Below are 20,822 nucleotides of genomic sequence, written 5' to 3'. Positions count from 1 at the left end.
GAGCGGCGGGAAATGTAATAATTTATTTGACAATCAATTTAATGCCCGTTCCGTATAGAGTGGAAATTTCTATCGAATTGTCGTCTTTGAGGTAATTTCTGAGTTTGGAAACGTATACGTCCATACTTCTTGCCGCAAAATAGGAATCCTCGCCCCATATTTTTTTCAGGATAAATTGTTTTTCGACTACCTTGTTTTTATTGTCGAAAAGAATTTTTAGCAAGTCCGCCTCTTTTGCAGTCAGTTTTTTGATATTGTCTTCCGTTTTCAGAATGCGTTCGTCGTAATTAAAAACATACTTGCCGAGCGTAGCGCTGCCGTTAATGACCGCATTATTATATCTGTTCAAAATAGCATTAATTCTCATCATCAGCTCTTCCATACTGAAGGGTTTTGTAATATAATCGTCCGCGCCCAGTTTGAATCCTTCTATTTTATCTTCGATCATCGATTTTGCCGTCAAAAAAAGGAAAGGGACATTGCCGGCGGTTCTTATTTTCTTTGCCAGAGTAAACCCGTCCATTCTTGGCATCATAATATCGATTATACAGATATCGTATTTATCGGAATTAAAAGCTTTCCATGCATCTTCCCCGTTAATATGACGACTAACCTCAAAGCCCTTGAACGCCAAGAATTCCGAAAGAATGGCGCCTAGATTATTGTCGTCTTCGACGAGAAGAATTTTTTTCATGATTTCTTTCCTGCTATTGGCAATAAAATAATGAACGCGCTTCCTTCGTTCGGTTTGCTTTCCACTTTAATTTTCCCGCCGTGAAGTTCCACAATATTTTTGCAATAACTTAGACCCAGTCCGTTTCCCCTTACATTATGAATATTCCCTGTGGGAATTCTGTAGAATGTCTCGAAGATTTTATCGATTTCATTTCGCGGTATGCCGATACCGTTATCTTTGACTTCCACTTTGCAATAATCGCCGTTTGTCGAAACCGATATTTTAATATCCGGGGCTCTCAAATTATACTTGATCGCATTATCGATCAGATTTCCGATTACATTAATCAAATGGTACTTATCGCCGTTAATAGTAATACCGGAAGGAATTCCTATCGTTTCGATTGAGAAATTATCCGCGCGTCCTCTTTCTCTGAAACTCTTTACGCATTCGTTGACGACGTCGTCGATGGAGACTTCTTTCTTAACGAGGTTTAATGACGAACCTCCGTTTTTTTCGAGCGCTGCGGTAGTAAGCAAACTTTCGACGAGTCTCTTTAGACGTTCGTTTTCCTCTCTTACAATACCGGAATATCTTATTACTATTTTTTCGTTAACGGCAAGTTCGGGGTCGCCCAGCGCCTCGCACGCAATCGAAATTGTCGATATCGGCGTTTTGAATTCGTGCGTTATATTGTTTATCAAATCGTTCTTTACTTCGGTTAATTTCTTCTGCCTTATGAACATACGCACTGTTAGATAAAAAGCGTACGCAATAACCGCAATGAAAACAAAAGACATCGCCAGCATTAAAGCGAGGGATTTGAAAATGTAATAATCTTTATCGGGGAAATATACAATCAATTCGTACGGCGAGGCAAAGATTCTGCGCGGGAACAGAGGCGCTCTGTACTTGCTTTTTATCAGTTCGGTCGTGTCCGCGCCTTCTTTAACAAGAATTAACCTGTCTTCGTTAAGTTTATGAACGCCGAAATAAAAATCCGTTTCGATCGAACCGTCCGATAATTCTTCTTTAAGAGATTTTTCTATTTCATCCTTGTTCAATTTATTTTCGATACTGTCCCTGTCTGCCAGCAAATCCTTCAAGACGTTCGCTACGAGTTTTTTTTGAATAATGGTATCGACTTTTTGAATCCAGAGGGCGGTAGGAGGCGCGGGAAGTTTCCGGATGTTTCTTGCATTTATCTTAATTCTGTTCGAATCGTCTTTCACTATCACGTTTATATCGAAGTCGAAGTCATCTCCGTGTTCGAAAACGAACGCCGTATCTCTTCCGAAATCGGGAGGAGGGATAAAATGATCGTCGTCGAATTTTTTTATAACCGCTTCGGCCGCATGTCTTTTTTCAAGTTTGTCCGTCGCTCTCATTAGCGCATAACTGGCGTTGCGGTCGAATTTTTCCTCTTCAATTTTGAGAGACTTCCCGATAAGATAAAATTGTACAAACGCCACTCCGATTAACGAAGCGGTCATCACGGCAATCAATATTTTCACTTTTTTCTCTTTCATACGTCTATAATAATCGAAGAAATCAAAAAATTAAACGATTTTAACATTTTTTAACATTCTTTAAGAATCATTTAACGGACACATGATGTATCATACAGCGCATTAGACATTCAACAAGGAGGATTTGTTCTATGGAAAAGCAAAACAACAAAAAATTATTTTTAATCGTTTTACTTTTATTGTTCGGTCTTCTGGGAATAACGCTAAAAGCCCAGGACACCGGAGATGAACTCCGTTCCAAATTAAAAAAGCTCAAAGGCGAAGTGGAACGCATTACGGTAGAAACCGACGAAGGGAAAGTCGTATTCGAAGGCGACGAAGCGCAAATGCTTGCAGACAGAATACGATTGATGGGCATGATTCCGCAGAAGATTAAAATCAATATCGATCCAAATGAATTCGAATGGGAAGGAATCGACGAATTCGATTTCGATTTTGAGCCGGATATCGACATCGACCTGCCCGGACGCATGATGTTCTGGTATTCTGACGATTCATCCGAGGCAGAGACCGACAAAGACGTCAAGATTGAAATTAAAGACGGAGTAAAAAAAGTAACAGTTACTACAAAAAAAGACGGCAAGGAAACGACGAAAGTTTATGAAGGCGAAGAAGCCGAAGATTTCCTGAAAGAAAACATGCAAAAGAGATTCCGAATTCGATTGGGCGAACCTCCATTCATGGGCGGATGCGAATGCTGTTGCTGTCGGCATCACGACCATATCGTACCGAATCCGAAAAAAATTAACAAGAAGGTAATCATCGAAAAAGAAAGAAAAGAAAAAGAATAATTAACGCATCTTTACTCCTTATAATGGGATTGTCCGGAATTAATTCCCGCCGTTTTTCGGACAGTCCCATTTTTTTCTTTTCAAATACAATTGATTTTTTTAACTTTCACTTCATAATAGGATAAAAAGAGCGGGTTTATGAAATTAAAACTTCCTCATTCGACCCAGAATTGGGTTTCGCTTGTCGGCGCCACCATTGCTCTAATCAGTTTTTTTATGATAGTCTTTCTGTTCACCGTCAGTTCGATTATCGGGAAAGATAATTCTTACCTCGGTCTGATAATATATATAGCTTTGCCTGCAGTACTCGTATTCGGATTGATTTTGATTCCGGTCGGCATGTGGTTAAAGATACGAAAGGAAAAGCGCTACGGGGTAAAAGAAACCAAGGATTGGCCGACAATCGATTTTAACGATTTACGAACGAGAAACGCTTTTATGATTTTTTCCGTAGGCACGGCAATATTTCTGCTGGCCTCCGCAGTCGGGAGCTATGAAGCGTTTCACTACACCGAATCGGTCGAGTTTTGCGGCAAGGTGTGCCATTCGGTTATGAAACCGGAATATGTCGCCTATCAAAATTCGCCCCACGCTCGGGTTGCATGCGTCGAATGCCACGTGGGAACCGGAGCCAGCTGGTATGTGCGATCCAAAATGTCCGGACTCTATCAGGTCTACGCCGTTACATTGGGCGCCGTTCCGAAACCTATCGAAACGCCGATTAAAAATTTACGACCCGCAAGAGAAACCTGCGAGGAATGCCACTGGCCTCAGAAATTCTACGCCCGTAAACTCCGCAACGAACGGCATTATCTTTCGGATTATAACAATTCCGAATGGGATATTACTCTTACAATGAAAATTGGAGCCAATCTGAGCGCGCTCGGCTTGCAGGAAGGCATACACTGGCATATTAATCCCGACATTAAAATCGAATATAAAGCAGCGGACGAAAAACGCCAGTCGATTCCGTGGGTGAAATACACGAACAAAAAAACCGGCAAAGTATTTATTTATAAAGACGAAGACAATCCGCTTTCTCAATCGGAACTCGATACTCTTGAAACCCGTACAATGGATTGCATGGACTGTCACAATCGACCTTCGCACAATTACAGACCGCCTGCGTTTTTCATTAACGATGCAATTACGGCCGGCGACATACCCCGGGATTTACCGATGATTAAATTCGCATCGATGGATATTCTCGGCGAAGACTTTCCGACGACGGATTCGGCTCACAAAGCAATAACGGATTATATTTATACTTTTTACAAGGACAATTATCCCGAAGTATATGCCAATCAAAAAGATAAAATAGATAAAGCCTTAAACGGAATACTGAAAACATTTGACAAAAACATTTTTCCGGAAATGAAAGTCAAATGGTCGGTTTATCCCAACAACATCGGACACCTGGAATTTATGGGGTGCTTCCGCTGTCACAACGACCGTCACAAAACCGACGCGGGCAAGCTTATCAGCAAGGACTGCAACATCTGCCATTCGATTAACGCACAGGGCCCGCCCGACAATCTCGAAGTTGCAGCGGTAAATTCTTCGCTCGAATTCAGACATCCGGGAGAAGACGTCGGCGACCAATGGAAAGAGATGTTGTGCGTCGACTGCCATACCGGTTTGAATCCATAAAATTTACTCCACCCTGCGCCGGTCGTTCATTGCGCCGGCGCAGCCTACATTTACCCGTCGCCATTCGATAAACTCGACATACTTTTATATATTTCAATTCGGTTAATAATTCTTATTGTTATGATTGAAATAAAAAATCTGCACAAATCATTCGGCGGTAATAAAGTGCTTCGAGGAATCGACCTGACTATCAATACGGGCGAGTCGATTGCCATAATCGGCAAGAGCGGATGCGGCAAATCGGTACTGTTAAAACATATTGTAGGACTGATAATGCCCGACGAAGGCGATATTATTGTCGACGGTAATTCCGTAACTAATCTCCCGAAAGAAAAATTGTACGATATACGGAAGCGTTTCGGATTTCTTTTTCAGGGAGCCGCGCTATTCGACTCGATGACCGTATTCGAAAATGTAAGCCTGCCGCTTGTGGAAAACAATTATAACTTTACCGGGGAAGAAATCGAAAAACTGGTCGAAGAAAAACTCTCTCTCGTAGGCTTGCCGGGAACGGAAAACTTAAAACCTTCCGAACTTTCCGGCGGTATGAAAAAACGCGTGGGACTCGCCAGAGCGTTGATTACAAATCCCGAATATATTCTTTACGACGAACCGACAACGGGACTCGACCCGGTTACATCGGATTCAATCGACGAGTTGATCAAAGAGCTCAACGCTAAATTGAACGTCACCTCGATTATTGTAACGCACGACATGTTCAGCGTAAAAAAGACCGCCGAGAGGATTGCCATGATACACGAAGGAAAAATTTATTTTTCCGGCGACATTGAAGAAATGCTCGGATTGAACGATCCGGTAATAAAGAATTTCGTTAAAAGGACTGGATTTTAAATGAGTAAAAAGAAAACAAAATACGTCTGCTCCAATTGCGGATACGAAACGATTCGATGGATCGGGAAATGCCCCGAATGCGAAAGCTGGAATTCGTTTACCGAAGAAATAATTGAAACGGGCAAACACCGGAAAGAAAAACACAGCGGCAGTTATAAGACTTTTAAATTGAGCAGAACAATCGCCGAAAGCGAGAAGCGCATCAAGACAGGCATTAATGAATTCGACCGCGTTCTGGGCGGAGGCATGATGCCGGGCTCCGTTATTCTGATAGGCGGCGACCCGGGCATCGGAAAGTCGACGCTCGTTCTTCAGGCGGCGTCCCGGATAAACGGTAATGTGCTATACGTTACCGGCGAGGAATCGATTAATCAAATCAGCCAGCGCGCAAAAAGACTCGGGATCAACTCGGATTCCCTTTCCGTTCTTACCGAAACAAACCTGGAAAATATTCTTACTGCCGTCGAAAAAGAAAAACCCGATGTTGTTATCGTCGATTCGATTCAAACGGTATACAAACCCGAACTCGACAATACCGCCGGAACCGTTACTCAAATCCGCGAATCCGCTTCCGAGTTGATGAACGTCGCCAAGAAACAAAATTGCTCGGTTGTTCTGATCGGACACGTTACAAAGGAAGGAATTATTGCGGGACCCAAAATTCTCGAACATATTGTTGATACGGTATTGCAGTTCGAAGGCGAAAAGAGTCACTCGTACAGGATTCTTCGCTCGCAAAAAAATCGTTTCGGCAATACAAACGAAATCGGGATATTCGAAATGCTCGAGACAGGTCTGCAGGAAGTTAAAAATCCGAGCGAAATTTTTTTGAACGAACGAAGCACCGACATTAGCGGAACTGTAGTAACGGCAAGCATAGAAGGTTCCAGACCCCTATTAATCGAAGTCCAGGCTTTGGTTACACCGTCATATTACGGGAATCCTCAGCGAGTGGCCACAGGTTTCGACTATCGCCGCCTTGCGATTCTTTTAGCCGTTCTGGAAAAACGAGCCGGACTGAAACTATTCTCGCAGAACGTTTTTCTGAATATTGCGGGCGGTCTGAGAATTGACGAACCGGCAATCGACCTGGCCGTATGCGTCGCAATTGTTTCGAGCTTCCAGAACCGAATTGCAAAAAACGGTCTCGTAATTATCGGAGAAGTGGGACTCGGCGGCGAAATCAGAAGCGTTACCCATATCGACAAAAGAATTAACGAAGCGGCTAAGCTGGGATTCGGCAAAATTATTCTCCCGGCGGGAAATAAAAAGAATTTTTCTTCGCTAAATTCCGATCTAAGGGACAAACTAGAAATTAATTTTACTGACGATTTGAATAAAGCTCTTCAACACAGTTTCGAGAGATAATATGAACAATAAAATCTCCGTTGCGATTAAATACCTGCTCGGCGTTGTGTTCTTGTTCTCCGCTTATTCCAAAGCCGTCGGACCCGGCTTAATCGAAATTATTCTTATTGACCACGGACTAACGGACAGCCGCGAAATTGCAGCGGCGCTTACTCGCATTTTAATAGGATTTGAATTCGGGCTCGGTATTTTATTCTTTCTTCCGTACGAAATCAAAAGATTCACTCTGCCCCTGGCCGCGCTGTTTCTGACTGTTTTTACCTTCTACTTGCTTTATACGGAATTTGTCCTCGGCGACTCGCAAAATTGCGGATGTTTCGGCAGCACGATTGCAATGTCGCCCATTGAATCGGCATTTAAAAATGCTGCGCTGCTTATTCTCGTTTATATCGTCCACAGACATGAGAAGACATCCCGGAAAAATCTTATGGTGCCCGCAGCCGCGTTAATTATTGCCGTCGCGGTTACATTCATTGCGGTTCCCGTTAAATCTGCGGACGATTTCCCATTCTCTAATTACACGCATTTCGAAGGCGCGGGAAGAGCAGACCTTTCGAGCGGCGATAAATTTGTAGCGGTGTTTAATACGGAATGCGAACACTGCCAGGAATTGGCGAGAGAGATTGCCGGCTCGGACAAAGACCGCAAATTCGCTTCGAAACTTTTTACTCTCTTTTATTCAGAAGGCGAGGTAAACGTCGATTCATTTAAAACATTGACCGGTTACGATTATCCGTACAGATTAATCGACGCCGATGAATTTTTCGACTTAATCGGTTCTTCCCCGCCGAGAATTTATGTCATCCGCAACGGAGTTGTAAAAGATATCCTGGACGATAATTTCGATGAATTCATAGAAACCTTACAAAAATGAAGTGCAAGAGCGAAGCTATTAAATTAATGAACATGTACGGAGGCGCATCCGAACCATTCGTTTTTCTGATCGATTTCGATATGAATAATACCATTGTCTGCAAACCGGAAGAAGCCGATAAATTCGGATTAAAATATTCCATAAATGAAAAACAAGAAAGAGACGCACTATCAGAAAATATAAAACTCGAAAAATTTCCGCCTTCTTTCGGGGATTACAAAAAAGCATTCGACATTGTATTCAAGGAAATCTACGACGGCAACACTTATTTGTTGAATCTTACCTTTCCCACTCTGATTAAAACGGATTTGAGTCTGGATCAAATTTACGAACTGAGCCGCGCCAAGTATAAAATTTTGCTTAAAGACCGCTTTGTTTGCTTCTCGCCCGAAATCTTCGTAAAAATTAAAGACGACAAGATTTCTTCTTATCCGATGAAGGGCACAATCGACGCATCGATTCCGAATGCTGAAGAATTGATATTAAGCGACGAAAAGGAAACCGCCGAACACAATACGATTGTCGATTTAATCCGAAACGACCTGTCGATTACGGCTAAGAACGTACGCGTTGAAAAATTCCGTTACATCGATATAATCGAAACACACGACAAGACGCTCTTGCAGGTGAGTTCGGAAATTACGGGAGAATTGCCGCCCGATTACAAACGCCGTTTAGGCGACATAATATTCTCTCTTTTGCCCGCTGGCTCGGTTACCGGGGCGCCTAAAAAGCGAACCGTGGATATAATTAAACGGGCAGAGAACTACAAACGCGGTTTTTATACCGGAATATTTGGTATATTTGACGGAGAATCGCTCGACAGTTGCGTTTTAATCCGGTTTATCGAATCGATCGACGGAAAACTATTTTATAAAAGCGGCGGGGGCATTACTCACTTGAGCAATGTTGAATCGGAATACGAGGAATTACTAAAGAAAATTTATGTCCCGATTAATTGAAACCATAAAAGTATATAAAAAGAATTTTTTCAATATCGATTACCACAACCGGCGATTTAATTCCTCTCGGTATTTTCTCTTTGGCATTAAGAACGAAATATATCTTGAGGAAATTTTGACTATACCGGAAGATATTACCGATGGCTTATATAAATGCCGAATTGTTTATTCGGATAAAATTCATTCCGTAGAATATATTCCGTATAAAAGGAAGGCAATTAATACCGTCAAAATAATCTTCAATGACGATATCGACTATAAATTAAAATACGAAGACAGAAGCGGGCTCAACGCGCTTTTGAAAAATGCCGAAAGCGACGAAATTATAGTCGTAAAGAACAACAAAGTTACCGACGCTTCGATATATAACCTTGTATTCGACGACGGAGCAAAATTATATACTCCCGCTCAACCGCTTTTGAAAGGAACAAAGAGAGAAAAATTGCTCGCAGAAGGATTTTTGATTGAAAGCGATATAGAGCCGGATGACATATCCGGATTTAAAAGAATTCATTTCATAAACGCTCTGACCGATCTGAACGAAGTTACGGTATCGGCAGAGTCGGTTAAACAATAGGAGGTAAAAATGTTATTTGTAATTTCATTATTAATCGCAGCCGCTTCGTTTTTTGTCTACCAAAGCATGCGCAAGACAGGCCGTTACCAGGAATCGCGATTTTCACTCGGAGCGCTTGCGCTCGGAATTGTAATTGCATTTTCGCAATTGTTCACCGTCATACCCGCGGGCACAGTCGGCGTAGTCGATTTCCTCGGAAACGTAAGCGAAAAAACGCTGAAAGCGGGAGTAAATTTCGTCAATCCTTTGGCTAACGTAATTAAATTCAGCATTAAAACTCAGGAAATTAAAGAGCTGATGAACGTGCCATCAAAAGAAGGTTTGACCGTTCAACTCGAAATAAGTTTGCTTTACAGTCTCGATCCTGAAAACGCGTCGAAAATTTATCGTACCGTAGGAGAGAATTATACGAATATAATTTTGATTCCTCAGTTCAGATCGGTTGTCCGTGCAATTACAGCCAAGTACGAAGCCAAAGCCCTCTATACGGATTCGAGAGAGCTTCTTGCAACGGAAATTAGAAACGAACTCGAAAAACTCGTTACTCCCCGCGGAATAAGGATAGAAGCTTCTCCGCTGCGACAGATAGTCCTGCCCTCCGGTCTTACAGCCGCTATTGAAGAAAAATTAAAAGCCGAGCAGGAAAGCCAGAGGATGCAGTTCGTACTCAAACGCGAAGAACAGGAAGCCGAACGCAAACGAATCGAAGCAAAAGGAATAGCTGACTTTCAGGATATCGTATCGCGCGGCATCAGCGATCAATTGTTGAAATGGAAAGGAATCGAAGCTACGGAAAACCTGTCGAAATCTCAAAATTCCAAAATTATTATTATCGGCTCGGGTAAATCGGGACTTCCTGTAATTTTGAATCCGTAATTATAATTAAGACAAGAAGTATATTAGGATTGTTCGGTTCGGCGTTCAATGTTCTTGGTTTTGGAGTTCAACGTTCGTTGTGTAATTAGGAGGCGGGGATTAGGAATTAGTGGTTAGGGATTCTTGGCCAGAAATTATTTTTTCTTTGTTATATGTAGATATACAATGGCTGATAGTTTTGACGTATAATATGCGCCTCTTTTTAACGAAGAACATTGAACATCAGCGCTCCGAACAACGAACGCCCACGTCTTTGCGACCCCGCAGAACGCGGGGTCAGTATGACAAATTAGGGATCGAGTAGGTCTTTACGGACGAGTGGTATGTGGGAAGTAAACTCAAATTAATGTCAGCAGAGATTACTTCGCCCCGCTGAAAGCGGGGCTCGTAATGACAAATAGCGAAAAGAAATTATGCCGGCGCCAGCTACTGAAAAAAGCAAACTCTAATTAACCGCTGAGGTCGCCAAGGACGCCAAGGACACAGTCTTTCTGAATCCGCCAAAACTAAAATAATATGACGCGCTGTCTTTCTGAACCCGCCAACGGCGGGTGAAGAATCTCAAAAATCTGTCGTGCGGATTCTTCGTTATTCCGTCTGCGTGTATTACTTCAGTAATTCGATTACATTACAGAGACGAGTCAAATATCGGGCAAAATTGAATGGCATAAAAAATCCCGCTAGAGCGGGACTTTTTATTAATTCTGTATTTGAAATTTATCAGTCGGAAACGACTTCGATTGCGGGATTGACTTCTCGTTTGAGTAAGTTTTCGATTGCAATCAAAGTGCCTCGAATTGCGCTCGGGCAGCTGCCGCAAGCGCCCTGATAACGGATTTTAAGCGTATAACCTTCCAATCCTCTTATTTCTAATCCTCCGCCGTCGCCTGCAAGCGCGGGTCGAACTCGCGTGTTGATTACATCATTAATTTTTTTCAAAAGCTCGGTTTCTTCTTCCGAACTAACTCCCGGCAATTCCGATTCCGGCGGAATCAGGGATTTGTCGAAATTCTTGATGAATTCAACCAGCGGTTTCTGGATTTGTCCCCAAGATGCCGAAGGCTCTTTCTCGATAGTAATGAATTTATCCATATAAAAGACCGAAACGACGCCCGGAATTTCGAATATCCCCTTTGCCAGCGGGTCGTTCTCGGCTTCTTCTTTGCTCTGGAAACTGCGCGTTTCTTTTTGAAGTAGTTTTTCATTCAATATGAATTTAAGCGCTTGCGGATTCGGCGTTAAATCGACGTCCTGAACCATTAACATTTTATCTCTCCGTTTTTTATACTAAATAAACATCCGCAATTGTGCGAAAGTTCTCATTTCGTTAACTGCAATCATATGAAAAATCGGACACCTATTCAAGGAATTATCTTCTGTTATCAATAATCAAGACAAATTCGCCTTTGAGATTACGCGATTTGGCGACATTCAGCGTTTCTCCTGCAGTGCCTCTTATAAACTCTTCGTCTTTTTGAGTTAAATTATACGCCAGTACGACCTGTTTGGAACTCCCGAAATGCATTTTTACATCTTCCAGTATTTTAACCAGGCGGTAAGGAGTATCCATCAAAACTATCAATTCTTTTATTTCTTTCAATCTCATCAAATCGCGACGGCGTAAATCTTTTTTGGGCGAAATCCAGCCCGCATAATAAAATTTTTTGAAGTCGAATCCGGAACCGACCAATGCCGCCATAAGAGAATTGCTGCCAGGTACGGGAATAACTTCGATTCCGTTTTTTATTGCAAGCTGAACAAGTAAAGTTCCGGGATCCGAAAACAAAGGCGTACCGCAATCGGAAATTAATGCAACCGATTCGGCCTGCCGTATTTTCTCCAAAAGCGTATATGAGTTTTCTTCTTCGTTATGTTCGTTTAGCGAATAAAGTTCTTTCTTAATGTCATATTCCGAAAGAAGTCGATTGGCTTCCCTGTATTCCTCGCATATAATAAAATCGCAGCCGCGCAGTATTTTCAACGCGCGAAGCGTAATGTCTTCGTAATTGCCGATAGGTGTCGAAACAATATATAATTTCGGTTTCATTTTGCCTTTTGAACGGGAGAGGGAAAACGGGAAGACGCATTAATCTTCCCGCAATAAAATTTATTTGTCGAGCAATTCTTTTAATTTATCCTTCAGTTCGCTTAATTCAACAATAATTTTTTCGCCGGACTGACGAATTTTCACTTCCACATTTCCATTTTTCAAATTCTTCTCGCCTACGATTAATTGAACGGGCATACCCAGCAGGTCGGCGTCGTTGAATTTGAATCCCGCGCTGGCGTCGAGTCTGTCGTCGAAAAGCACTTCGTAGCCCATGCTTGAAAGTTCGTTGTACAATTGCTCTGAAGTTTCCGACACGGTCTGGTTTTTCATATTCAATCCGATAAGATGTATGTCGAAAGGAGCGAGAGGTTTTTTCCAGATGATACCGCGCTCGTCATAATTCTGTTCGAGGAAACAAGCCAGAACTCGTTCGACTCCGATGCCGTAGCTTCCCATTACAACCGGATGTTCTTTTCCGTTTTCGTCGAGATAATTCACGCCGAGCGCTTCGGAATATTTTGTGCCGAGTTTGAATATGTGGCCCAGCTCGATTGCTTTAAAGACTTCGAGAGTGGAATTGCACCGGACGCATTTTTCTCCGCTTTCGACCGTGCGCAGATTGAAATATTCTATTTGAGGAACGTCGCGTTTAAGATCGATGCCGCCGATGTGATAATCGTTTTTATTTGCTCCGCTGTATAAATTGTTGGCGTCTTTTAACAAATTATCGGCAATGATTCTGTGTTTGAATCCGACCGGTCCTATCGAGCCGGCATCGGCGCCGGTTATCTCTTTGAGTTCTTCGGGATGAGCCGGTCGTACGTTTCCGCCGAGCGCAGCCTGAAGTTTGGTCTCGTTAACTTCGTCGTTGCCGAGCATTAATACCAGGACGGGTTTGCCGTCGCAGATATAAATTCTCGATTTGGCGGTTTCGTGTTCGTCGATTTTCAGGAACTCGCACAGTTCGTCGATCGATTTAACGCCGGGCGTATGAATTTCGTAAATTTCTTTCGATTCTTCGTGGCGTTTGGCAGGCGCGGCTATCGATTGAGCCACTTCCACATTTGCCGCATATCCGCATTTTTCGCAATAAGCGACTGTATCTTCGCCGGCGTCGCTGCGCACCATAAATTCTTCCGATTTGCTTCCGCCCATGGCTCCGCTCGACGCGCCTACGACAAAGTATTTCAGTCCGCACCTGTCGAATATTTTTCTGTATGCTTTGTCGTGCATTTCATACGACTTGTCGAGGTCTTCAAAAGAACGGTCGAGCGAGTAAGAATCCTTCATAATAAATTGCCTGCCCCGAATAACGCCGCTACGCGGACGGGGCTCGTTCCGGAATTTCGTCTGTATCTGATACCAGATTTGAGGAAGTTCTTTATATGATGCGACCGCGCCTTTGGCATGCCATGCTACTATTTCTTCGTGAGTGGGCGCAAGCACGTAATCTCTGTTTTTAATGTGAAACATAATATCGCCGAAAGCTTCGACTCTGCCTGTCTGTTCCCATATCTCTTTCGGATTCAATGCCGGATAATGGAACTCCTGTCCTCCGATGGCATTCATCTCTTCGCGGATAATGTCCATAACTTTCCTGAGCGCTTTGTATCCGAGCGGTAGCCACGTATAAATGCCTGCTGAAAGCTGTCTGACAAGACCGGCGCGTATCATCAAAATATGACTCGGTATAACCGCCTCGGCGGGCGTTTCTTTCAATGTGGGCAAAAACGATTTGCTGAATTTCATTTTATTCCGTTCCTTGTGAAAAACTTAAGTGCAAAGATAAAAAATAAATGGAAATTGGAGTTTAATATTTTTTAATAAATCCGTTGAGGAAGCATAAGCAATGAGAGCCAAAGCGTTACATTTATTAATAAGCCGGGAGGAGAGTATAAATCCGGCAGACGCGGCGTCATAGTAATTTTGATTGAGTCGCCGTTAAACGGACCCGTTTATTTCCTTCTCAATTATTATATTAGCGATAAAATAATTACGGAAAGATTGTTATGAATTTCGACCCGGTTATAAACGACCCGAAACATTATGATCCGGAATATCCCTCGTCGATGATTCCGGTAGCTTTTGAGAGTAAAGGTTCCAGACTGCTTGGAACGTATTTTACGGCAGCGGGAAAAGGACCGCATCCGGTTATCGTTCTGCTTCACGGATTCCCGGGCAACGAAAATAATTTTGATTTGGCTCATGTTTTCAGGCGGCAGGGATTTAACGTGCTGACGTTCCACTACAGAGGATGCTGGGGAAGTCAGGGCGACTATTCCTGGGAACACCTGCCGGATGATCTTGACGCCGCAATAGAATTCATAAAGACGAACCGGGGTAATGAAAAATTAAGAGCCGATACCGGCAAAATTATACTCGCCGGGCACAGCATGGGAGGTTTTGCTTCGCTCTATTATTCGGTTTTTCACGATGAAATAAAAAACGTAATTTCGATGGCGGGATTTAACGCCGGGGCATTCGGGGAGCTGCTTAAGATTAATAAGGAAATTTACAATCTGAGCGTCGAGAAAATAAAATTTGCCGCTACGATAGTTAATAACGCATCGGCCGAAGGTCTTCTAAATCAGTTGATAAATCATATCGACGACTGGAATCTGTTGAAATATTCGAGCAAACTTTCCTTGAAAAACCTTCTGATTATCGGAGCGGAGTACGATACAACGGCGCCGTTGGAAATCCATCACCTGCCGCTAATAGCCTCGCTGAAAATGACGGGCGCCGAGTTGCTTGAAGAACATATTCTCCACTGCGGTCATTCGTTTGCCGACAGAAGAATTGAACTGGCGAGAATAATTTCCAATTGGCTTACAAAAGCGAGGTTTTAGAATGCCCAAAAGAATATCGGACATGACGCCGGAAGAATTTTCCGCCGCCGGCAAACGGGTAATCGAATGGGCGGAACATTATTTAAAAGATATCGAAATGTATCGCGTGCTGCCCGATATTAAACCGGGCGAAATTAAAAAACGGATGCCCGACTCGCCGCCTGACTTCGGCGAAGAGTTTGATAAGATTCTTGAAGACGTCGATCGAATTGTAATGCCCGGAATTACGCACTGGCAGCATCCCAAATTCATGGCGTACTTCGCGTCGACCGCCAGCGGTCCGGGAATCCTGGCGGATATCGTAAGTTCGACATTCAATTCGAACGGAATGGTCTGGAAATCTTCTCCCGCGCTTACCGAAGTGGAAGCAAAAACGCTCGAATGGTATCGTTCGATGCTCGGATTGCCCGGGAATTTTAAAGGAATAATCTACGATACGGCGTCGATAAGTTCTTTTCACGGTATAGCCGCGGCGCGGGATTATAAATTTCCAGAATCGAGAACAAAAGGAATGAGCTCGCTTCCGGCTATGAGATTATACTGTTCCGAACAAGCGCATTCTTCGATAGAAAAAGCCGCGATTGCTCTCGGTGTCGGAATTGACGGCATTCGAAAAATTAAAGTCGATCGGGAATTCAAAATGATTCCCGGAGAACTGGAAAAAGCGATCAACGAAGACATTGCAATGGGGATCGAACCCTTTTGCGTCGTTGCCACAATCGGCACTACTTCCACAACGAGCGTCGATCCTGTCGATGCAATAAGTTCGGTATGCCGTAAGTACGATTTGTGGCTTCACGTCGACGCCGCCTATGCCGGAGTAACCGCCATGCTGCCGGAAATGAAAATACATTTCAAGGGCATCGAAAACGCCGATTCGATAGTAACGAATCCTCATAAATGGCTCTTCGTTCCGATTGACCTGAGCGTGTTTTATACAAAACGCCCCGAAACACTGAAGAGGGCGTTTTCGCTTGTGCCGGAATATCTCAAAACGGAAGTCGATGCGGAAGTTGAAAATCTGATGGATTACGGCATTCAACTGGGCAGACGATTCCGCGCTCTTAAACTCTGGTTCGTAATCAGATATTTCGGCGTCGAAGGATTGAAGGAAATTTTAAGAAAACATATTCGTCTGGCTCAATCTTTTGCCGACTGGATAAGAGAGTCGCCCGGATTCGAATTGCTGGCGCCATCTCCGTTCAGCGCCGTTTGTTTCAGAGCGGTTCCTCCGGGATTGAAAGAAGAAGATTTGAACAAATTCAACAAACTTTTGCTGGAGCGTATAAATTCTACGGGCGAATTATTTCTTACTCATACGGTTTTGAACGACAAATTTACAATTCGACTCGTAGTTTCGGGAATCCGTCAGGAAGAAAGACACGTCGAAGAAGCGCGCAAAATAATCAAGAGGGAATACGAAACACTCTTGAATTATCAGTGATTATCGAAATCCTGATGAAGATTGTCTTTCAGTTCGAGATATTCGCCGAATTTACGCAGCGCTTCCCACGAGTAGATACCGTAGTCGTATCCGTCTTTCCATTTTATTTGAATTGCGTAATTGCCGACGGGAGTAATACTTTCGATCTCATACATTCCGGGTTTTTCCGGACCTTTCGGCGGCGGTGCGTAATGCTTCCATAAAATCGTTTCGCCTTTATTGCCGGCGTCGGGCGATTCGTCCCTCAAAAATTTCAAGGGATATTTATGAATCTTTCCGTCGTCCCACTCGATTTCCAAATAATCCTGCTTGTGTAATTCTATCCTTAATGGTCTCATATTATCCGAAATTTGTTTGAGACAAAAATATGTTATTAAATAGAAATAAAAAATTACCGTGTCAATATGCGGCGGTAAAACGCGCTTATTTTATGTTTGATAAAAACGCTTTATGAAGACACGCGGAATTTTACTGGATGTTTCGTGAAATGTTTGCTATTATTCGACCGAAAGTTATATCCGTTTGTATTGCCGACAGATTTTTAAAATGAATTACATGGAAACAGTATTATTCTTGATAGCGTTGATAATTGCCGTTAAAATTGCTAACAGAATTATCAAGCCGAGCGAACCGGACTCCTTCCGCGATTACGACAACGATTGAACTCTTTGATGTAGCTTCTCCGGAATTGTTTATTGCAATCACACCCAGAACATTATTTGAAGAAAGATGTTCATCAGGCGCTGGGTTGGTTTTAATCCGTCAGAGACGGACAGGTATGTCAAAGAAATCCCGACAAGGTTGGGAGAAAGCAAATCGCAATGTCTTCCCGGTTATCCTCGATTTGATTTTAATGAAGTATAACAATAGATTTGTTTACCGACCTTACGGCGGCTCTTGAGCCATCGCCCCGCGGCGTTAACCGTAAGCGGTGTAGCCCAAGGCGCGGGACTTGCAAAAGGGCTACGCTTAATAATCTCCCACTTGGTTTTATTCCTTCAGAGCATACTTTGTTATAACGTCTAAAAGTTAATTCCGAATAAATACCGGCATAGTCGGGAGAAAGCAAATCGCAATGCCTTCTCAGTTATCCTCTATTTGATTTTAATGAAGTATAACAATAGATTTGTTTACCGACCTTACGGCGGCTCTTGAGCCATCGCCCCGCGGCGTTAACCGTAAGCGGCGCAGTGCAAGGCGCGGGACTTGTTAAATTCACTGCGTTTCCTTCCCGATGTTCCTATGCATTATTTTGTCATACTGACCCCGCCGCAGGCGGGGGAAGTATCTCACTTGTATTCATTTAGGTTTGCTTCCCCCGCATTCTGCGGTGTCGCAAAGACAGCTGGCTGTCCTTTCAGAGTTTTCTTTTTCCCGTAGTGGGTGTATCGCTATTTGTCATTACGAGCCCCGCTTTCAGCGGGCGAAGTAATCTCACTGGAATTCATCAGAGTTTGCTTCGTCGTTCGCTTTGCTCGCTCCTCGCAAAGACGAAGTTTTGTTTAGAGTTTGTTTCCCCCGCATTCTGGGGTCGCAAAGACGTGGGCGTTCGTCGTTCGGGTGTGCGGGCGTTAGGAGCGCTGAGGTGCGGGCGTTAGAAGCGCTGAGGTGCGGTTGTGCGGAAGTACTGTCGTTCTTTGTTGTATAACTCTGAATGACAAACCACCAACTCCAAAACGAAGAACATTGAACGCCCAAACCAAGAACCCCAAAACCAAGAACGTTGAACCCCAAAACGTCAGAACGAAAAGCCCTCCTTCATTTTTTTGAATTAATTCTTTAATTTGTTACCAATAATTATTTAAAGGGGCAGTCATGAAAATCTTACTTATGATATTAATTTCATTTACGACGTTATTCGCTCAGGATGTCAAAGAAGAACTGAAAGCTCTCAAAAGCAGCAGCGAATCGTTGGATCATCGTCTCGATGTACTCGAAAAAAAGATTGACGATATTATATGGTTCCAGCGAGTGGGCGATGTGGCGTTTATCGATAAAGTCTTCCTTACCGGACCTCCTCTTTGGAAAGAAAAGAATCCGACAGGACAGGGCGCCGGCAATCCCGTTAAATTCTGGTCTTATATCTTCATCCCAAAAGGAATCGATTATTCCAAAAAGTATCCCGTAATTGTATTTCCGCACGGCGGAGTTCATGCAAATTTCAGCACTTACTACACGCATATCATTAGAGAATTGATCTATCAAAAATATATCGTAGTGGCTGCGGAATACCGCGGCAGCACCGGATACGGAAAATCTTTTTATGAAAAAATCGATTACGGCGGACTCGAAATCGAAGACGTTAACGCCAGCAGGCAATTTGTTCTGGAAAATTACGACTTTGCGGACAAAGACCGCGTCGGTATTATCGGCTGGAGCCACGGCGGATTGATTGCATTGATGAACGTCTTCGAGCATCCGGAAAATTATAAGGTCTGCTTTGCGGGCGTTCCCGTAAGCGATTTGATTGCACGCATGGGATACAAAGACGACAGCTACAGAGCTCTCTATTCGGCTGACTATCATATCGGACAAACAGCCGATGAAAACGTTAACGAATACAGACGACGTTCGCCCGCGTGGAATGCGGAAAAATTAAAAACGCCTCTTTTGATTCATACGAATACAAACGACGAAGACGTTAACGTTCTGGAGGTGGAGCATCTTATTAAATCGTTAAAAGCCGCCGGTAAAAAATTCGAGTACGAAATTTTCAAAGATATGCCGGGAGGACATTCGTTTGACCGACTCGATACAAAAGCTGCGCGCCAAATCAGAATTAAGATTTACGGCTTTCTCGATAAATATCTCGATCCGCCGGTCAAAATAAAAAGATTAGAGGACATCAACAAAGCGGCGTATCTACCGTAAGTTTTCCGTATGCCGCTTTATTGATATTTATTAAATATTCGGGATACAGTGTGCGTTTATCCTTTGATATTTCTATTCACTTTGACCTGACTTTTTATTAGATTTTAGGCGAACTCTCCACATCCTGATTTCCAACAAAACAAGGGGGTGGACAATGAAGGTTCTCGGGGCATACGAAAAAGCTCGCATTTATATTGAAAAGCATTACAGGGATTCGGAAGAGGCGCGAATTCATCACCGGAAATTAAATCCCGGTCCGGCAATCACAATTTCGAGGGAAACCGGAGTTGGAGCCGCGGTAATCTGCGAAAAGCTCGTGGAATATTTCAACAAAAGAGCAATCGAGGGTTACGACGATTGGGCGTATTTCGACAAAGCATTGATAGAAAAAATAATGGAAGACCATCAACTGCCCGATCATTTCAGAAAATATTTACACGAAGAAAAACCTCCCAAAATCGAAACGTGGTTCGGCGAACTGCTAGGAGTTACGCCTTCGAAAATTCTTTTGCACAGAAAAATATCCCAGACAATATTAAAATTAGCCGACTTCGGCAATGTAATTATCGTGGGCAGAGGCGCAAACATCATTACCGCCAAAAGAAAAAACGCGTTTCACATTCGACTGGTTGCACCTTTGTCTTACAGAATTGAAAACGCCTGCCGCCTTTATAATCTCGATTACAAAAAAGCGTCGGATTTTATTCGCGAAGAAGACGATGCGCGCAAACAGTATATCTGGAAATTCTTCCATAAAAATATCGAAGACCCGCTTCTTTATCATGCAGTTATTAACACCAATTTAATGAACCCGGACGAAATAGCCGAAATGATCGGTCAGTGCATCGTGCGCAAATTTCCGAATTTCTTTTCTAAGGAAAAAATATTATCGCTCTCGGCATGACGAAATAATTACTAACAATTATTTTAACAGCCTTTCTCGGCGACAATTACAATACGGAGGTGGCAATGAAATTCGAATTGATTTCGCCGGCCTTCGAAAACGAAGGCACAATACCCGTTCGTTATACATGCGACGGAGAAAACGTTTCGCCTCCCTTGAAATGGAACAACATACCCGAAGGCGCCAAATCGCTTGCATTGATAAACGACGACCCCGACGCTCCTGCAGGCGACTGGGTACATTGGATATTGTATAATATTCCTCCCGAGCTCGATTATCTTCCCGAAGGAGCTTCGAACAAGAAACAAATTCCTCCGAATTCTGTCGAAGGACTGAACGATTGGGGACTCAATTTGTACGGAGGTCCGTGTCCGCCTTCAGGAATTCATCGTTACTATTTCAAAATCTACGCGCTCGATACGGTTTTAACAGCCGACGATAAAATGACGAAGAAAAAACTGCTCGGATTGATGAAAGGGCATATTTTAGGCGAAGCCGTACTGATGGGAAAATACAAGCGAGCTCGTTGATTAATTAAATATCCCCTTT

General features: G+C 43.2%; 19 protein-coding genes. 13 read left to right on the top strand and 6 right to left on the bottom strand.

Annotated elements, in window-relative coordinates:
* Nucleotides 1-22: 22 nt before the first annotated feature.
* A complete protein-coding gene (locus ACOYVE_RS03910) occupies nt 23-694 on the bottom strand; it encodes a response regulator transcription factor (protein ID WP_422880894.1) in 672 nt (223 codons plus the stop codon).
* Complete coding sequence (locus ACOYVE_RS03905; protein WP_422880893.1) at nt 691-2,190, bottom strand: sensor histidine kinase; 1,500 nt, start codon at nt 2,188-2,190, stop codon at nt 691-693. The genes ACOYVE_RS03910 and ACOYVE_RS03905 overlap by 4 nt, the downstream gene beginning before the upstream one ends.
* Before the next feature lie 146 nt (nt 2,191-2,336).
* Between ACOYVE_RS03905 and ACOYVE_RS03900 the strand changes: the two genes are divergently transcribed.
* From ACOYVE_RS03900 to ACOYVE_RS03865, 8 genes are all read left to right on the top strand, one after another.
* Complete coding sequence (locus tag ACOYVE_RS03900) at nt 2,337-2,996, top strand: hypothetical protein (protein ID WP_014855860.1); 660 nt, start codon at nt 2,337-2,339, stop codon at nt 2,994-2,996.
* Between the two features lie 138 nt (nt 2,997-3,134).
* Entirely contained in the window at nt 3,135-4,646 is a 1,512-nt protein-coding gene (locus ACOYVE_RS03895) for a NapC/NirT family cytochrome c (RefSeq protein WP_014855859.1), read from the top strand.
* Nucleotides 4,647-4,766: 120 nt separating this feature from the next.
* A complete protein-coding gene (locus ACOYVE_RS03890; RefSeq protein WP_014855858.1) occupies nt 4,767-5,498 on the top strand; it encodes an ABC transporter ATP-binding protein in 732 nt (243 codons plus the stop codon).
* Nucleotides 5,499-6,866 carry a DNA repair protein RadA gene (gene radA / locus ACOYVE_RS03885; protein WP_014855857.1) on the top strand — a complete coding sequence of 456 codons (1,368 nt, stop codon included), beginning with the start codon at nt 5,499-5,501 and terminating at the stop codon, nt 6,864-6,866. It begins immediately after the preceding gene.
* A 1-nt stretch (nt 6,867) separates the two neighbouring features.
* Entirely contained in the window at nt 6,868-7,740 is an 873-nt protein-coding gene (locus ACOYVE_RS03880; RefSeq protein WP_014855856.1) for a MauE/DoxX family redox-associated membrane protein, read from the top strand.
* Nucleotides 7,737-8,702: an aminodeoxychorismate synthase component I gene (locus ACOYVE_RS03875; RefSeq protein ID WP_014855855.1), complete on the top strand. Its 966-nt coding sequence runs from the start codon at nt 7,737-7,739 to the stop codon at nt 8,700-8,702. The genes ACOYVE_RS03880 and ACOYVE_RS03875 overlap by 4 nt, the downstream gene beginning before the upstream one ends.
* Nucleotides 8,686-9,279 (top strand): aminotransferase class IV, encoded by a 594-nt coding sequence (locus ACOYVE_RS03870; protein WP_014855854.1) that lies wholly within the window; start codon nt 8,686-8,688, stop codon nt 9,277-9,279. The genes ACOYVE_RS03875 and ACOYVE_RS03870 overlap by 17 nt, the downstream gene beginning before the upstream one ends.
* 9 nt (nt 9,280-9,288) lie before the next feature.
* Complete coding sequence (locus tag ACOYVE_RS03865; RefSeq protein WP_014855853.1) at nt 9,289-10,155, top strand: prohibitin family protein; 867 nt, start codon at nt 9,289-9,291, stop codon at nt 10,153-10,155.
* Between the two features lie 720 nt (nt 10,156-10,875).
* Here ACOYVE_RS03865 and ACOYVE_RS03860 read toward each other — a convergent pair.
* The 3 genes from ACOYVE_RS03860 to ACOYVE_RS03850 all read right to left on the bottom strand — a co-directional run bounded on the left by ACOYVE_RS03860 (nt 10,876) and on the right by ACOYVE_RS03850 (nt 13,954).
* Nucleotides 10,876-11,421: a NifU family protein gene (locus ACOYVE_RS03860; protein ID WP_014855852.1), complete on the bottom strand. Its 546-nt coding sequence runs from the start codon at nt 11,419-11,421 to the stop codon at nt 10,876-10,878.
* A 103-nt stretch (nt 11,422-11,524) separates the two neighbouring features.
* Nucleotides 11,525-12,202, bottom strand: a complete 678-nt coding sequence (gene rsmI / locus ACOYVE_RS03855; RefSeq protein ID WP_422880889.1) for a 16S rRNA (cytidine(1402)-2'-O)-methyltransferase — start codon at nt 12,200-12,202, stop codon at nt 11,525-11,527.
* Between the two features lie 60 nt (nt 12,203-12,262).
* Entirely contained in the window at nt 12,263-13,954 is a 1,692-nt protein-coding gene (locus ACOYVE_RS03850) for a proline--tRNA ligase (protein ID WP_422880887.1), read from the bottom strand.
* A 260-nt stretch (nt 13,955-14,214) separates the two neighbouring features.
* On the opposite strand from ACOYVE_RS03850, the gene ACOYVE_RS03845 reads away from it, so the two are divergent.
* Together ACOYVE_RS03845 and ACOYVE_RS03840 are read left to right on the top strand one after the other, a co-directional pair.
* The gene (locus ACOYVE_RS03845) at nt 14,215-15,054 is read left to right on the top strand and encodes an alpha/beta hydrolase family protein (RefSeq protein WP_422880885.1); all 840 of its coding nucleotides are present in this window, start codon (nt 14,215-14,217) and stop codon (nt 15,052-15,054) included.
* Between the two features lies 1 nt (nt 15,055).
* Entirely contained in the window at nt 15,056-16,498 is a 1,443-nt protein-coding gene (locus ACOYVE_RS03840; RefSeq protein ID WP_422880883.1) for a pyridoxal phosphate-dependent decarboxylase family protein, read from the top strand.
* Here the strand turns inward: ACOYVE_RS03840 and ACOYVE_RS03835 are convergent.
* Complete coding sequence (locus ACOYVE_RS03835) at nt 16,492-16,836, bottom strand: gamma-butyrobetaine hydroxylase-like domain-containing protein (RefSeq protein WP_014855847.1); 345 nt, start codon at nt 16,834-16,836, stop codon at nt 16,492-16,494. The genes ACOYVE_RS03840 and ACOYVE_RS03835 overlap by 7 nt on opposite strands.
* Before the next feature lie 1,477 nt (nt 16,837-18,313).
* Here ACOYVE_RS03835 and ACOYVE_RS03830 point away from each other — a divergent pair.
* From ACOYVE_RS03830 to ACOYVE_RS03820, 3 genes are all read left to right on the top strand, one after another.
* A complete protein-coding gene (locus ACOYVE_RS03830; RefSeq protein WP_422880881.1) occupies nt 18,314-19,369 on the top strand; it encodes an alpha/beta hydrolase family protein in 1,056 nt (351 codons plus the stop codon).
* A 154-nt stretch (nt 19,370-19,523) separates the two neighbouring features.
* Nucleotides 19,524-20,273: an AAA family ATPase gene (locus ACOYVE_RS03825; RefSeq protein ID WP_422880879.1), complete on the top strand. Its 750-nt coding sequence runs from the start codon at nt 19,524-19,526 to the stop codon at nt 20,271-20,273.
* A 65-nt stretch (nt 20,274-20,338) separates the two neighbouring features.
* Entirely contained in the window at nt 20,339-20,803 is a 465-nt protein-coding gene (locus ACOYVE_RS03820; RefSeq protein WP_422880877.1) for a YbhB/YbcL family Raf kinase inhibitor-like protein, read from the top strand.
* Nucleotides 20,804-20,822: the final 19 nt, after the last annotated feature.

This window comes from Melioribacter sp., from assembly GCF_049325435.1.
Taxonomy (GTDB): Bacteria; Bacteroidota; Ignavibacteria; order Ignavibacteriales; family Melioribacteraceae; genus Melioribacter; species Melioribacter roseus.
Note: the sequence above shows the minus strand (reverse complement) of the source record. Positions and strands in the feature narration are given on the sequence as shown.